The 15,025-nt window shown below is 49.4% G+C and carries 12 protein-coding genes and 1 tRNA gene; all 13 read left to right on the top strand.

The genetic code is table 11. From position 1 onward, the window contains the following. The first annotated feature begins 283 nt into the window (after positions 1-283). The 13 genes from QZP87_RS13010 to QZP87_RS12950 all read left to right on the top strand — a co-directional run bounded on the left by QZP87_RS13010 (position 284) and on the right by QZP87_RS12950 (position 14,772). Positions 284-484 (top strand): hypothetical protein, encoded by a 201-nt coding sequence (locus QZP87_RS13010; protein ID WP_291323349.1) that lies wholly within the window; start codon positions 284-286, stop codon positions 482-484. A gap of 203 nt (positions 485-687) precedes the next feature. Then, positions 688-1,701: a 4-hydroxythreonine-4-phosphate dehydrogenase PdxA gene (pdxA, locus tag QZP87_RS13005; protein ID WP_291323348.1), complete on the top strand. Its 1,014-nt coding sequence runs from the start codon at positions 688-690 to the stop codon at positions 1,699-1,701. Between the two features lie 276 nt (positions 1,702-1,977). Next, positions 1,978-2,052: transfer RNA gene (locus QZP87_RS13000), tRNA-Val, on the top strand. Between the two features lie 63 nt (positions 2,053-2,115). After that, positions 2,116-4,056 carry a threonine--tRNA ligase gene (thrS, locus tag QZP87_RS12995; protein WP_291323347.1) on the top strand — a complete coding sequence of 647 codons (1,941 nt, stop codon included), beginning with the start codon at positions 2,116-2,118 and terminating at the stop codon, positions 4,054-4,056. Beyond that, on the top strand, positions 4,040-4,567 hold the full coding sequence (gene infC / locus QZP87_RS12990; RefSeq protein ID WP_291323350.1) for a translation initiation factor IF-3: 528 nt from the start codon (positions 4,040-4,042) through the stop codon (positions 4,565-4,567). The genes thrS and infC overlap by 17 nt, the downstream gene beginning before the upstream one ends. 282 nt (positions 4,568-4,849) lie before the next feature. Next, complete coding sequence (gene rpmI, locus QZP87_RS12985; RefSeq protein WP_291323346.1) at positions 4,850-5,050, top strand: 50S ribosomal protein L35; 201 nt, start codon at positions 4,850-4,852, stop codon at positions 5,048-5,050. 77 nt (positions 5,051-5,127) lie between these two features. After that, positions 5,128-5,481 (top strand): 50S ribosomal protein L20, encoded by a 354-nt coding sequence (gene rplT / locus QZP87_RS12980; protein ID WP_291323345.1) that lies wholly within the window; start codon positions 5,128-5,130, stop codon positions 5,479-5,481. Further along, positions 5,481-6,533 (top strand): phenylalanine--tRNA ligase subunit alpha, encoded by a 1,053-nt coding sequence (pheS, locus tag QZP87_RS12975; RefSeq protein WP_291323344.1) that lies wholly within the window; start codon positions 5,481-5,483, stop codon positions 6,531-6,533. Before rplT ends, pheS begins: the two co-directional genes overlap by 1 nt. A 373-nt stretch (positions 6,534-6,906) precedes the next feature. Beyond that, complete coding sequence (gene pheT / locus QZP87_RS12970; protein WP_291323343.1) at positions 6,907-9,303, top strand: phenylalanine--tRNA ligase subunit beta; 2,397 nt, start codon at positions 6,907-6,909, stop codon at positions 9,301-9,303. 13 nt (positions 9,304-9,316) lie between these two features. After that, positions 9,317-9,640 (top strand): MerR family transcriptional regulator, encoded by a 324-nt coding sequence (locus tag QZP87_RS12965; RefSeq protein ID WP_291323342.1) that lies wholly within the window; start codon positions 9,317-9,319, stop codon positions 9,638-9,640. A 243-nt stretch (positions 9,641-9,883) separates the two neighbouring features. Further along, positions 9,884-13,576, top strand: coding sequence for a PAS domain S-box protein (locus tag QZP87_RS12960; protein ID WP_291323341.1), 3,693 nt, complete (start codon positions 9,884-9,886; stop codon positions 13,574-13,576). A 405-nt stretch (positions 13,577-13,981) separates the two neighbouring features. Then, positions 13,982-14,479, top strand: a complete 498-nt coding sequence (locus QZP87_RS12955) for a hypothetical protein (RefSeq protein ID WP_291323340.1) — start codon at positions 13,982-13,984, stop codon at positions 14,477-14,479. A 17-nt stretch (positions 14,480-14,496) separates the two neighbouring features. After that, positions 14,497-14,772 carry a hypothetical protein gene (locus QZP87_RS12950; protein ID WP_291323339.1) on the top strand — a complete coding sequence of 92 codons (276 nt, stop codon included), beginning with the start codon at positions 14,497-14,499 and terminating at the stop codon, positions 14,770-14,772. Positions 14,773-15,025 lie beyond the last annotated feature (253 nt).

Raw genomic sequence — 15,025 nt, 5'->3', positions numbered from 1 at the left:
TTTTTTCCTTGCGGGAATAAGAACCCGCAAGGAAAAGGCATCAGCCGCTTGCGCGGCGGGGGGAGCACCTGAGCTTAGTGTCCAAAAATGAAACAGTCCCAGTGCCAAGTGCTGAACCCCGGTCATGGCTCAAATTTTTCTTATTTTTTTGTGACCCCCAGTTAAACCCTGCTCCGCAGGAACGCTTTCAGCGTTGTTTAACGGGGCAGGCAGGGTTTCAGGAGTAAGTCACAATAATATTATAGCAGTTGAGCTGGATAATAGACTGCGGGGAGGTGATTAAATGAAGATGAAGGATATCTGGCAGTTGGCCAGGGAGAGAGAGGTCAAAATGCCCAAAAATGTGACCAAGGTGAGTGCAATAAGGTTGATTCAGCACTCAGAAGGAAATATGGAATGCTTTGCCAGGGCGGTGGAAGGACAATGTGACCAGCATGGATGTCTTTTCTACGAGGAGTGCCTTAAACATTCCCCCCAAGATTGATGTGACTGCAAAAAGTCATTTTTGCAGTCACAGACGTCAGAGATCAGAGGTCAGAGGTCCCCAGTGAAATCCCTTCGGGAACTCAAAGGAGTTATTTCATCACGCCACAGGCGTGACAGGCTGTAAAATCAAAGAGTTATGTAGATTGTTGATTTGTGAATTTTTCATTCCCCGACTTTTTACAGATGCATAAAGATTAGTTCATGTCATTTGTTTTGTATACTATTGGTGATCCCAACGGCCTTGGCCCTGAACTTCTCATGCTGGCTCAAATGGACAGACTTACCCGGGAGCATGCCATCCTGGTTATGGGTCCGGAAAAGGCTCTGGAGTATCATGCCGGGCTGTTGCAAAGAAGGAAATTCTGGACCAGGATAGACGACCTGGAGAGGATTGATTCTTTAGAAACAGGTGTTTACCTGTATCAGCCCGCTGGACTGGAAAACTTTGAGCCTATGCCCGGCCGGAAGGATGTGTCTGGAGGTTATGCAGCTGGTGCAGCGCTTTCCGCGGCCTCGCTTTTTTTGAAAAACAATCATGACAGCGTATTGACGACTGGTCCTTTGAACAAACAGCTTCTACAGGAGGCCGGGTTTGACTTTCCTGGTCATACCGAATTTTTGGCCCATCAGTTCGGCATGGCTCAGGATCAGGTGTGCATGCATCTTTGCGGCGACAGGTTACGGGTGAGCCTGGTAACAACTCATCTTCCATTATATATGGTTCCGGCAGTAGTATCATCAAAGAAGATACTTCGTTGTCTGAGGCTTACTCATGCTTTTATGGTCAGGCTGGGGGTGGATCATAAACCCCTGGCGGTTTGCGGGCTTAATCCCCATGCCGGAGAAGAGGGCAGGACGGGCTCCGAAGAGCTGGATGTTGTTATGCCGGCTATAGAGCAGGCTCAGAGGGAGTATATTAATGTTCAGGGACCTTTTGCGGCGGACACTGTATTTTACAGGGCAATGAAGGGAGAATTCTCAGCTGTGCTGGCCATGTACCATGATCAGGGGCTGGCCCCGCTCAAGCTTGTGGAATTCGGCCAGTGCGTAAATGTCACTTTGGGATTGCCTGTGGTTCGTACTTCTGTAGATCACGGCACAGGTTATGAGCTGGTGGGTACTGGAAAGGCCAGCCCCAGAAGTCTGGAAAAGGCCTTTGACCTGGCCCTGCGACTTGCCCCGGAAGTCGTAACCATTCAGGGGGGTCCTCGGTGATGATTACTGGCATCAGGCCTGGGGACTGTCCCGCACTTATTTTTTCAACGCCAACAGCTGAATATCGTTCATCATAATAAAATAAGTGCGGGACTGTCCCCGGGCCGATTGCGGCACCTCCTGAATGGTTACCGGAAGTCGAGCCTTGAACAGGATTCTCCGGGTGGAGTTATTTTAACAGCAAAGCTAGAACTCAAGAATTATCAAACCCGGCAATATTATTTTCTTGACACGTTCCGGCCTATGCTGCTAGAAAACAGCGTTCAACAGCTTTACAGGCGCGTAGCTCAGGGGGAGAGCACTTGCTTGACGCGCAAGGGGTCAGGAGTTCAAATCTCCTCGCGCCTACCACGCCTACTGTATAGTCAGGGAGGTCCTCAAGCCTCCCTTATCTGTTTATAAACTGGAGAAAAAATGGTTAAAGTGTCCGGAGCCCCGGAAGAGATCCAGTTGAGTACCGGGGCTACCTGCCGGGAAATCCTTTCCAAGGCCCTGTCCGGGAAAAAAATTAAAGAAATGGTGGCCTGCCGTTGTGGGGACCGCCTGTACGACTTAAGCTCCCAGGTGGACGAGCACTGTGAGGTTATGGACCCTGTGCCCCTGTCCAGTCTGGAAGGGCTCAAGGTTTTGCGGCACAGTGCGGCCCATATTATGGCCGAGGCGGTCAAGGCCCTTTTTCCTTCGGCCAAGGTTACAATAGGCCCGGACATAGAGCATGGCTTTTATTACGATTTTGATTTTGAACGTCCCTTTACACCTGAAGACCTGGAAAAGATAGAGGCCAGAATGTCTGAAAGCATCTCAAAGGACCTGCCCTTTGAGAGGCTGGTGATGTCCATGGATGAAGCAAAAAAGGTCTTTTTAAAACTCAATGAGACCTACAAGCTGGAAATCCTGGATGAACTGGAAGAGGATCAGGTATCTTTATATAAACATGGAGACTTTATTGATCTTTGCAGGGGTCCGCATTTGCCCAGCACTGGTTATGTAAAGGCCTGCAAACTGACTTCCGTGGCCGGGGCGTACTGGCGGGGGGATGAAAAGCGCCCCATGCTGCAGAGGATTTATGGGACAGCATTTGCCTCCCAGAAGGATTTGAAAAAGCACCTGACCAGGCTGGAAGAAGCCAGGAAAAGAGATCATCGTAAGCTAGGCGTTCAACTGGACCTGTTCAGCTTCAGCGAAGAGGCCGGTCCAGGCATGCCCCTTTTTCATCCCAAGGGGGCTTTGATCCGCACCATACTTGAAGATTTCGAGCGCAAGGAGCATCTGCGCCGGGGGTATCATGTGGTTCAGGGGCCCCAGATCCTGCGTCAGGAGCTCTGGGAAAAGTCCGGTCATTACGACAATTACCGGGAAAATATGTACTTCACCCAGATAGATGAGCAGGTTTACGGTATAAAACCCATGAACTGCCTCTCTCATATGCTTATCTACAAATCCAGGTTGAGGAGTTATCGAGATCTGCCTCTGCGTTATTTTGAGCTGGGCCGGGTTCACAGGCACGAAAAATCCGGTGTGTTGCACGGCCTTCTGCGGGTTCGGGAGTTCACTCAGGATGATGCACATATCCTGTGTCGACCGGATCAACTGCAGCAAGAGATTACCGGGGTGGTCAATTTTGTACGGGATGTCATGGGGCTTTTCGGGTTCGAATACGTGGTGGAGGTGAGCACCCGACCGGAAAAATCCATCGGATCAGGTGATGCCTGGGAAAAGTCCACCAATGCTTTGACCAGCGCTTTGGATGCCCTGGATATGCCCTATGGCATCAACCCAGGAGATGGCGCGTTTTACGGTCCCAAGATCGATATCAAACTCAAGGACGCCCTGGACCGCAAGTGGCAATGCGCCACAGTGCAATGCGATTTTACCCTCCCAGAACGTTTTGATCTCACATACACCGGAGAGGATGGTCAAAAATACAGGCCTGTAATGCTGCATCGGGTGGTACTGGGTGCAATTGAGCGCTTCATGGGTGTGCTGATAGAGCATTACGGGGGAGCCTTCCCCACATGGCTGGCCCCGGTGCAGGCCCGTCTTATGAATATTACAGATGTTCAGTCACATTATATTCACGAGTGTGCAGATGAATTAAGGCAAAAAGGCATTCGCATAGAAGTCGATGACCGCAACGAAAAACTGGGCTACAAGGTACGCGAAGCCCAGATGGAAAAGATTCCTTATGTGCTGGTCGCCGGGGACCAGGAGGTTGCCAATTCCGGGCTTAACGTGCGTTTAAGGGGGGGCAGGAGCCTGGGCCTTATGAGCATTCAGGAAGTGGCGGAACAGATATTTCAGGACATGGATGAACCGTTTAAGAAGGGAGGGTTGAGTTATAGATACCTCTACTAAGGCTCGCCGCAACAAACAGATTACGGCGAGAAAAGTACGTGTGATAAGTGATGACGGAGAGCAGATGGGTATCATGGATACTGGTCAGGCCCTGGACATGGCCCAAAACTCAGGGTATGATCTGGTCGAAGTGGCACCTAATGCTGATCCACCGGTCTGCCGTATAATGGATTTCGGCAAATACCAGTATCAGCAACAGAAAAAAAAGCAGGAAGCCAAGAAAAAGCAGTCCAGGGTTCAGCTCAAGGAAATCAAGGTTCGTCCCAAAACCGATGCAAATGACCTTAACACCAAGGTTCGCCATATCCGCAAGTTCATTGAAGAGGGAGACCGGGTTAAAGTATCTGTTTTTTTCAGGGGCAGGGAAATGGCCCACAAGGACCGGGGTGCGGATATACTGGACAAGGTGGTCGAGATGACTTCCGACCTGGCCAGGGTGGAGCAGGAGCCGCGCTACGAAGGCAGGACCATGCATCTTTTACTGACCCCGGTCAATGTTAAAAAAACCTGATCCGGTATCTTTTGATTCCATTGGATGTGGCATGGGGACTGGCTCTCCCCGCACTTATTTTTAGCTGATGTGAAGATCATTACTGAAAAATAAGTGCGGGTGGTGCCTGTCCCCTGCTTACCTCAAGGATGTGGCATGGGGACTGGCTCTCCCCGCATTTATTTTTAGCTGATGTGAAGATCATTACTGAAAAATAAGTGCGGGTGGTGCCTGTCCCCTGCTTACCTTAAAAGCGCTAAACAGATACTGCATGTTCAAGATTATAAAGCCAGGAGGATTACAATGCCCAAGATCAAGACCAAACGTTGCGCGGCCAAGCGTTTTTCCATTACAGGAAGCGGCAAGGTCAAGAGGCGGCAACAGAATAAGCGGCACATTCTTACCAAAAAAAACGCCAAAAGAAAGCGTAGGCTGGGCAAAACCAAGATGGTGGATAAAGCCAACATACGTTCTGTGAAGAGGATGCTGCCACATGCATTCTAGTTTTGCCGGGATACCGTTTTACAGTTTACCCGGCTTCAAACTGAATTTAAGAAAACACCCACAGGGGGGAGATATTTATGCGGGTCAAAAGAGGTCAGACCGCCAACAGGCGGCACAAGAAATATTTGAAAATGGCCAAGGGTTATCGCGGATCCAGGAGCAGGCTCTATTATACTGCAAGAGAGACGGTGGAAAGGGCCCTTTGTTATGCCTACCGGGACCGAAGGCAGAAAAAACGCGATTTCCGCAAATTGTGGATAATCCGCATCAACGCCGCCGCCAGAGAGCACGGCATGTCCTACAGTCGTTTTATGAGCGGGCTCAGCAAGGCCGGGGTGGAGCTCAACCGCAAGGTGCTTGCGGATATGGCGGTACATGAAAAGACTGCTTTTGCCCGGCTGGCGGAGGTAGCCAGGACCGGTGCAGACTGATGAACACCGTCCAGGAGCTGAATAACAGCCTGAAAAGCCTGATTCAGGAATTTGAACATATTCTGAATCAGGCTTCTTCATTGCAGGAGCTTGAAGATGCCAGGGTAGTCTTCCTGGGGCGGAAGGGCAAGCTGGCCCGGATCATGTCCAGGCTGCCGGAACTGGACCCTGCGGACAGGCCCGGGACCGGCAGGACCGCCAATGAGGTCAAGACTGAACTGAACAGGATCCTGGAAAACAGGAAAGAGGCTTTGGAAAAACAGGCGGCTGCAGGCGGAGATATAACCTTTGACCCTACTTTGCCGGGGCGGACCCCGGATATGGGGTCACTGCATCCCGTGACCCGTGTCATTCAGGACATAAGCAATATTTTTGTCGGTCTGGGGTTTGACATAGTCACGGGTCCGGAGGTGGAGACTGATTTTTATAATTTCGAAGCCCTGAACCTGCCCCCTGGACATCCTGCCAGGGATATGCAGGACACTCTTTACATCACAAAGTCCCTGGTGCTTCGCACCCATACCTCTCCCCTGCAGGTCCGCACCATGGAGAAAAGACGCCCTCCACTGGCGGCCATCGCCCCGGGCAAAGTGTACCGCCGGGATTCAGACCTGACTCACACTCCCATGTTTCACCAGATAGAAGGTTTTCTTGTGGATACCCATGTCAGCATGGCGGATCTGCGAGGCACCCTGACTGCTTTTGCCCAGAGAATTTTCGATCCTGATGTCAAGGTGCGTTTCCGGCCCAGTTTTTTTCCATTTACTGAACCCAGTGCAGAAGTGGATATCAGCTGCGTCATGTGTCAGGGACAGGGCAGAAACCAGGACGGCAGCACCTGCAGGGTTTGCAAGGAAACCGGGTGGGTGGAAGTTTTGGGCTGCGGCATGATCGATCCCGAGGTTTTTTTGCAGGTGGGCTACGATCCGGACATTTATACAGGATTCGCTTTCGGCCTGGGTGTGGAGAGGGTGGCCATGCTTAAGTACGGGATCAATGATCTGCGCATGTTTTTTGAAAACGACATCAGGTTTTTGAACCAGTTCGCCTGAGGCCTCAGGGTATAACAACCCAGTACCAGGCGTTGAAATCCCGTCTCTGTTCGAAATTTTTCTTGTTTTGTAACTATCACTACAGCGAAACTTCTAAAATTTATAACCTGTCTCAATTGGGGACAGGCACTTTTGCCGATTGAAAACTTGCAATTGAACAAAAAATCAGGCGGCAAAAGAGCCAGTCCCCGGAGGTCAATATATAAGTTTCGCTGTAGTGCTATCCACCATCTGATAAAATTGGTGAATATTTACCTTGTTTTTTATGACCCCAGTTAAACCCTGCTTTGCAGGAAATCCTTCGGATTTGATTAACCGGGCAGGCAGGGTCTCAGGAGAAAGCCACTAACATTCATTTTCAAGGATCCAGCAGATGCTTTTAAGTTTATCCTGGCTGCGGGAGTTTACTCCATATAAAGGCAGCATCGACGAACTGTCCCACAGGCTGACCATGGTAGGCCTGGAGGTGGAAGAGATCATCAGGCCTTTCCCGCATCTTTCGCCCCTGGTGGTGGGCCGGGTGATAGAAAAAAGACAGCATCCCGGAGCGGACAAGCTGTCTCTTTGCAGCGTGAACGTAGGCGGTCCGGACAGCCTGAATATAGTGTGCGGGGCTCCCAACGTTGAGGCAGGGCAAAACGTGGCCGTGGCACTGGAAGGCACAAAGCTGCCCGGCGGTCAGGAAATCCGCAAAACCCGCATCAGGGGGGAGACCTCACAGGGAATGATCTGCTCCGAGACAGAACTGGAACTAGGCCAAGACTCAGCCGGCATAATGGTTTTGAATGACGGCATTAAGCCAGGCACAGGGCTCAGCTATGCCCTGGGCCTGGAAGAATTCGTCCTGGATATCGGGGTTACCCCCAACAGGCCGGACTGCTTGAGCGTTCTGGGGCTGGCCAGGGAAGTAGCCGCCCTGTTTGACCTTCCGCTTAACATGCCGGTTCTGAATCTGTATGAAGACGGTGACAGGGATTGTACAGACGAAGTTCAAATCGAGATTGAAGATCCAGCCGGGTGTCCCCTGTATCAGGCCCGAATAATTTCCGGGTGCCACATCAGGCCTGGCCCGGCCTGGATGCGTCATCGCCTCATGGCCGTAGGAGTCAGACCCATCAACAACATCGTGGACGTAACCAACTATATCATGCTGGAGCTTGGACATCCCCTGCACGCCTTTGACCGCACACTCCTGGAAGGGGACTGGATCAGGGTGGCCCGGGCGCATTCTGGATCCAGGTTCACTACTCTGGACAACCAGGAAAGGGAGTTAAATGACCGGGATCTTCTCATCAGGGACACCCGAAAGCCCGTGGCCCTGGCAGGAGTCATGGGCGGGGCCAACACCGAGATAAATGACAGGAGTTCCGAGGTCCTGCTGGAGTGCGCCGTATTCAATCCCCTGAACATCAGACAGACCGCCAGAAGACTGGGCCTGCACAGCGAGTCTTCTTTCCGTTTTGAGCGTGGCGTGGACCAGGCCGGGGCTCCTTTTGCCCTGGACCGGGCAGCGCAACTAATGTCTGAACTGGGCTGCGGCAGGGTTTACAAGGGGGTGGCTAAATCCGAGCCAAGACCCTGCAAGCCCCTGCAGGTGGGTTTTCGCAGGGAGCGTGCCAACAGTCTGCTGGCCCTGGACGTGGACCAGGAATACTGCCGTCGGGTTTTGACTTCTCTGGGCTGTCAGATCCAGGAAGAGAGTGGAACAATGCAGGTGACAGTTCCCACCTACCGCCCCGACATTACCCGGGAAGTGGATCTTATAGAGGAAATCGGACGGGTATACGGGTTGGACAAAACTCCGGAACATCTGCCGAAAGTGCAGAAGTCCCTGGAACAGGGAGAGGCTGACCACGAATATGAGTTTTTAGACAGCATAAAACAGTGGGCCAGGGGCCTCGGTCTGCAGGAAACCATCAACTACAGCTTTGTGGGCATGACTGATCTGGATTTTCTGGGAATTCCACTGGAAGGCAGGGTAAGGGTCTTCAATCCCCTTAGTGAAGAGCAGGACGTGATGCGCTCTCACCTGCTCCCGGGCCTGTTGTATACCCTTAAGCATAATCTGGGCCAGGGCAATACCAGGCTCAGGCTTTTTGAAACGGCCCGCAGTTTTGTGCAGGACCAGACCTCCGAGACCGGGGTGCGGGAAAATAACCGCCTGGCCCTGATGCTCTATGGGCGCAGGCACCGCGGCCACTGGCCCTACCCCCAGGATGACGTGGATTTTTATGATTTAAAGGGCCTGGTTGAAAATCTGCTGCAGTCCTTTGGAAGCTTTGAGGGCCACTTTGTTCTGCAGGAGAACCATTCGTATCTGGAGCCAGCCGTGCGGTGCGTGTACCATAGAAAAGAAATTGGCCTGCTGGGCCGGGTGCGTCCGGAACAGTCCAGGGTATACAAGGCCAGGAAGGATATCTGGTTTGCCGATCTGGACCTGGATAAGCTGCATGAGTTATGCTCCGGGGTAAAGCCCCAGTTTCAGGCCCTGCCCAGGTTCCCGGTGGTCAAAAGGGATATGACCGTAGTCGCTCCCCTGGAACTGGGGTATCAACAGGTGCTGGAGGTGGTGGAGAATGCCGGTGTGGCCATACTCGAAGACGTATCCCTGGTGGATATGTACCTTCCCCAGGAGCAGCAGGAGAAAAAATTTACCCTGCGCCTGACTTACCGCCATCCCGACAGAACCCTCAAGGACAGCGAGGTGGACAGGGAGCAGCAAAAAATGGTTGACCTGCTCCTGAAAAAGCTACCCGTGGGATTTCCTTGATTTTTATTGAGGCATGGTTAATCTGTATTCCATGCCAGCGGAAAAAGAAAACCTCAAAATCGGCCAGGCCGCCGAACTACTGGAACTTGAACCATACGTTCTGCGATTCTGGGAGAGCGAATTTCCTCAGTTGCGGCCCTTGCGCACTCCCAAAGGCCAGCGCCTTTACACTCCTGAGCATATCAAGATACTATCCCGTATAAAACAACTTCTATATAAGGACAGGCTTACCATCGAAGGTGCAAAGATGCGCCTGGCAGAAGAAGCCCGCATGGCCGGGATCCTCCAAAGCATTAAAGATGAACTGCAACAGATAAAGAATATCCTGAAGTCATGAATTGCTGCCATGAAATATATTTCCGTAACAGTTCAGCACTACAGCGAAACTTATTTATTGACCTCCGGGGACTGGCTCTCCCCGCACTTATTTTTTCCAATAAAACCAAGATCATTTGTAATAAAAATAAGTGCGGGGGTGCCTGTCCCCAATTGAGATACCATACTGTATTTTATAAGTTTCGCTGTAGTGTTACGGAATAACTTTTGACTGGCCGGTCAATATGCAAAAGAAGGCGAATCAATGGTCACTACCACGATTTACAAGGAAATCTTTGATCTTTCCCCGGACGGAATTGTGCTCATCGATCCTGAGACTGCTCTTCCCATCGATTTCAACCAGGCCGCCCATGAAAACCTGGGCTATACCCGGGAAGAATTTCTCGGTCTTAGAATAAGCGATTATGAGGCCCTGGAAACTCCGGAACAGACTCGGGCACACATTTTTAAAATCCTTGAAACAGGCCGTGATGACTTTGAGACCCTGCACAAAGCCAGGGACGGTTCCATAAAAAACGTTCTGGTAACTGTAAAACTGGCTGCACTAGAAGAAAAACAGGTTTTTCTGGCCTTTTTCAGGGATATAACCCAGACCAAAGAAGCCGAAAGGCAGGCAGGAGAGCTTTATGATCGTCTTGTAAAAATATCTTCACAGGTCCCGGGTGTAGTATATCAGTTCAAGCTGACTCCACAGGGTAAGTTTTCTTTTCCCTACGCCAGCGAAGGTATCCGCCAGGTTTATGGGATTGAGCCTGAAGAGGTGAGGGAGGATGCTTCGCCTGTTTTTGAACTTCTTCATCCTGAAGACAGTGAAAGAGTTCTGGATTCTATCCTGGAGTCGGCACACAGTCTTACTCCCTGGACCGCCGAGTACAGGGTTGTACTTGCCCGTGGAGAGGAAAAATGGCTTCTGGGAAGAGCCTCCCCCCACAAAACAGAAGAAGGAACAGTGGTCTGGCATGGATTTATAGCGGATATTTCCCTGCAGAAAAATACACAAAAAGAGCTTGAAGGCAAGACTAGAGAGTTGGAAGGTTTTTTTCATGTATCTCTTGATCTTTTGTGCATAGCCGACCTGGAAGGCAGGTTCATCAAACTCAACAAGGCCTGGGGCGAGATCCTCGGGTATATCCCCTCTGAGCTGGAAAACAGAAAATTTCTGGATTTTGTGCATCCAGAGGATATGGATAAAACCCTGGAAGCCATTTCCAGCCTGGACAAAGGAGAGAGTGTCCTGAATTTTGTAAACCGTTACCGCTGCAGTGACGGAGGTTACCGCTATATAGAGTGGCGCTCCCATGCACATGGAAGCCTGATTTATTCAGCTGCCAGGGATATCACCGATCGTATCCAGACTGAAGAGGCCCTTCGATACAGTGAGCAGCGCTTCAAGGACGTAGCCGAGGCCGCTGGAGAGTATATCTGGGAAAATAATGTGGACGGTGTTTACACATTCGCCACTGAAAGAATATCTCAGGTGCTGAAAAGGCCCCTGGATGAAATCATTGGCAGCTCACCCTTTGATTTTATCCCCCGGGAAGAGCAGGAAAAGGTGGTAAACTATTTTCTGGACAAGGCAAAAAAAGGTGAATCCTTTTCAAACCTGGAGCACAGGTCGCTGTTGCCTGACGGCGGTGTTATCTGCCAGCGGGTAACTGGTGTGCCCATGTTTGACCAGGATGGGTGCCTGGTAGGCTACCGGGGGGCAGGGCTGGATATTACCGAGGAGGTAAGGGCCAGGGAGGCCATGCAGCAGGCCATGGATGCGGCGAAGTCCGCCAGCCGGGCCAAGGGTGAGTTTCTAGCCAATATGAGCCACGAGATCCGCACCCCTATGAATGCCGTCATAGGCCTGAGCCAGCTTTTACTGCAGACGGAACTGAGCGAAAAGCAGCAGGACTACCTGCTGAAGATACATAATTCTTCAAGAATGCTGCTGGGAATAATCAACGACATTCTGGATTACTCCAAGATAGAGGCCGGCAGGCTTGAGCTGGAAGAAAGGAGTTTTCATCTGGATGAACTTCTGGATCAGGTGGTAGCCCTTTTTGGTTCTGCAGCTTCTGCCAAAGGCCTGGAACTGCTTCTGCGGGTGGATCCGGATGTTCCTAAAAGGCTTGTGGGGGATTCCCTGCGCCTGGGCCAGGTTTTGACCAACCTTACCAGCAACGCCATGAAGTTTACCGAAAAGGGTAGCGTGGAACTGGATATTTCACTCGAATCCCTGCAAGGGGACAGGGCTGAGCTGTGTTTTGCAGTCAAAGATACCGGCATCGGCATGGATGAGACTCAGCAGAAGCATCTTTTCCAGTCTTTCTCTCAGGGGGATACATCCACCACACGCAAGTACGGCGGTACCGGACTGGGTTTGGTCATTAGCCGCAAGCTGGTGGAAATAATGGGAGGAAACCTCGGGTTTACCTCTACGCAGGGCGGAGGCAGCAGTTTCTATTTTAATTTGAACCTGTCGTTGGACCAGGATATCATTGATGAAAATGAATGTCAGGAATATGCTGGAAAAAAAGTACTGGTTGTGGATGATCACCACGGTGCACGGAAGATTATCAGTGAAATACTGGAAAGCTGCCTCTTTCATGTTGTTGAAGCCGCAAGCGGACAGGAAGCCCTGAAGCTTATGCTGGAAGCCGAAGACAAGGGACGGCCCTATGATTTTATCCTTATGGACTGGAATATGCCTGAAATGGACGGCCTGGAGACCAGCAGGAGGATACAGGACCTTAAAAGAAAGGGCCGGTTGGCTGCTACATCGCCCACTATCCTGATGTTGAGCGCCTACAACAGGGATGAGATTCAGATTGATGAGGGGCTGGTCGCGGATTTTCTTTCCAAGCCTGTGACGGCATCTTCTCTTTTTGATGCCATGATCCGGGCGGACAGGGAAAGTATCCAGCCCAGAACCGGATATATCTTCAAAGCCCCATCATTCAAGGGCAAAACGATACTTTTAGTGGAAGACAACGAAATTAATCTTGAAGTTGCCTTTAATTTTCTGGAAAAGACAGGTGCCAGTGTGGTGACCGCTGAAGACGGTGCCCAGGGTGTGGAAAAAGTCTTCATCCATAACCCGGACCTGGTCCTGATGGATCTTCAGATGCCGGTTATGGACGGCTATAATGCAGCCCGGGAAATCCGCAAAAGCCGGCCTGACCTGCCCATCATTGCCTTGACTGCGGCAGTTATGCAGGATGACGTGCGCCAGAGCAGGGAGGCCGGAATGAACGACCACCTGGGCAAGCCCATAGACAGTGAAGAACTTTACCGGGTGCTGGCTCAGTGGCTGGAACCCGGGGAAAATGTCCCCAGTGAGCTTGAGTCTCAAAAGGATGCCTGGGCTGGTCCTGAAAAGGCCTTGCCGGGTTTTGACCTGAAAACCGGACTGCACAGGGCTGATGGCGACCAGGTGTTTTACAGCAGGATGTTGTCCAGGTTTAAAGACAGCATCATCAAGGAATACCTGCCCGGTCTGTCTCTTCTCAGGGCGGAGGACCCGGAAGAGGGCAGACGCATGGCCCACACTCTCAAGGGAATTGCAGGGACTCTGGGGGCTTTTCGCGTTCAGGAAGCGGCCACAAAAATCGATAAGGACCTGAAAGAAGGTCTTGCAGTGCGTGAGGACTTGCTTCAGGAACTGCAGGACTCCCTGGAAGAGGCCATGGGGGCTCTGTCAGGTCTGCATGAAGAAACATCCCGGCTGCAGGAGACCGACTTTTCCGGCATCCAGGAGGATATAAACGCCTTGAGCAAGGGCATAAATAACAGCGAGTTTATCGAGTATGAACTGCTGAGCAGAGTCAGCAGCTATATGAAAGCCAGAGGGGGCGGACAAAAGGTGGAGGAGTTCATGAAAAAGGTGGATAATTTCGAATATGATACAGCCCGGGATTTGTTTGAAGAACTGCTTCGTAACCTGCAGTGACAGCGACAACTATTATTCAGCATGTGGTGACCAGCTGATAGAATATATATAGTCACTAAAAATGTTGACAACCAGCTATGAAAGTTACGATGATTGCAGAAAAGCTTTGCTATTTCACAGATTTTATATTTCCATTGAGGAATCTTTGGAAAAGTACATAGACAGCAAAACCCTACGCTCAGACAATGTGAAAAGCTATCATAAAAATGTAGTGGAAGCAGCTAAACAATATTTTGAGCTAAGTGAAAATATTGTTTTAGTATTCGATGAATTACGCAGATTTAGGCATTTATTTGTCCGAAATCATACAATTAGTAGTTTTGACAATTATAAGCTTGATTGCATTTTTTATTTGATTATGAGGAATTTGCAAGAGCTAAAGCATGTCTTAGAGGAGATATCTCAATGAAAAGTGTTGTTGAATTTCTGGAAGCTAATAAAATGAAGAATCAGATAGAGCTATGTGTGTCAAAGAATTATTTAGTGCATATTTTGCATTATAATTCTCGTAAGTCCATCTGTGGAGAATTTTCTGAAGTTCATAACTGCATTATATCTAAAAAAATATTCATAAAATCGTTTATTGAAGATATAGCAAAGAAAATTGAAGATATAAGTAAAACTCAACACTCTTCATATTTTTGGAATGAAATTGATAATTTTTGCAAAGATGAGGTTGAAATGTCATCTAATTTCCAATATAAAACTGTATTTACGGATATAGGCGAGTTGATTTATGAATCAAATATATATGATACACATGTAAATGTACTGGATGAGAAATGTATTCATATAATCTATAATTCAACTTTATGTAAAAAGTGCCTCGGAATTTTCTTGGGAGCGCTGTTCAGGTTAAATTCCGAAATTAAAATAGACAATATTTTAGACCAGTATTTGTAATATTTTGGAGAATCAAGATGAATATTAAGCTTTATCCCAGACATAATGATGAATATTTGATTCAGTTTGACAATGTCATAACAATTATCTCAGAAAGATCACTTGCTTATATACTTGAAGATAAGCGCTTTTCAGAAAATGATGGATGGAAAGTAGTCAAGGATAAAGACGTGTTGGCTTTACCCAATAATGTCAGAGTCTTAGTCGATCAAAAGGATAAGTTTATTCATAACCTGTCAAAGTCTACAGAATTGGTGGAAAAATCCCAAAAACCGCAAGAATTTACTCTGTAAGTAAGCATTCCGTGTTTTTCAGTGTATTCCGTGGGCCAGTTTCAGTTTAGTAAAAATATAACACTTGGGGACAGACAAAATATTGGACTTTTATTCTCATTTCAGCTACCTCTTTTTCCATCATGTGATATCCCGGACTGCTCTGCCAGGCTTGCCTTTGGGCGATATCGAAAAGAACCGCCTTCTGGAGATTATCAAGTATTTCAGCAGCATATATTTTGTAGAAGTGCTTGGTTATTGTATTATCAGAGAT

The sequence above is a fragment of the Desulfonatronospira sp. genome, from assembly GCA_003563255.1.
In the GTDB taxonomy this organism is placed as follows: domain Bacteria; phylum Desulfobacterota; class Desulfovibrionia; order Desulfovibrionales; family Desulfonatronovibrionaceae; genus Desulfonatronospira.
This window is presented reverse-complemented; position numbering and strand designations above follow the sequence as displayed.